This window comes from Pseudomonas sp. HMSC063H08 (assembly GCF_001813645.1).
GTDB lineage: Bacteria > Pseudomonadota > Gammaproteobacteria > Pseudomonadales > Pseudomonadaceae > Pseudomonas > Pseudomonas aeruginosa.
Genome location: NZ_KV813477.1, coordinates 5,441 through 5,799, shown reverse-complemented (window position 1 = coordinate 5,799; position 359 = coordinate 5,441). Strand labels below are relative to the sequence as shown.

General features: G+C 64.3%; 1 protein-coding gene. It reads right to left on the bottom strand.

Features of this window, described 5'->3' with window-relative positions; all coding sequences use genetic code 11:
- Nucleotides 1–359, bottom strand: a 359-nt coding sequence (locus HMPREF2924_RS36490; RefSeq protein WP_256567965.1) for a Tn3 family transposase, incomplete at both ends; no start/stop codon positions are given.

Genomic DNA, 359 nt, shown 5'->3' with positions numbered 1-359 from the left:
CCGTACTTCGGGTTGACGTGCCCGGTGCTCTCGCCCCGGCCGCCAGCCCGGAAGCGCTGACCATCGGAGGATGAGGTAGTGCCGTCCCCCCAGTGAGCGGCAAAAGCATGGCGGTACTGATGATTGACCAACTCGGCCAGGGCCGCCGAATAGGTTTCGTCGCGGATGTGCCAGGCTTGCAGCCAGGACAGCTTGGCATAGGTCAAGCCGGGGCTGGACTCGGCCATCTTGGTCAGCCCGAGGTTGATCGCATCGCCCAGGATCGCGGATAGCAGCAACGTCCGGTCTTTGGCCTCGGCACCGTCCTTCAGGTGGGTGAAGTGGCGACTGAAGCCCGTCCAGTCGTCCACGTCCATCAG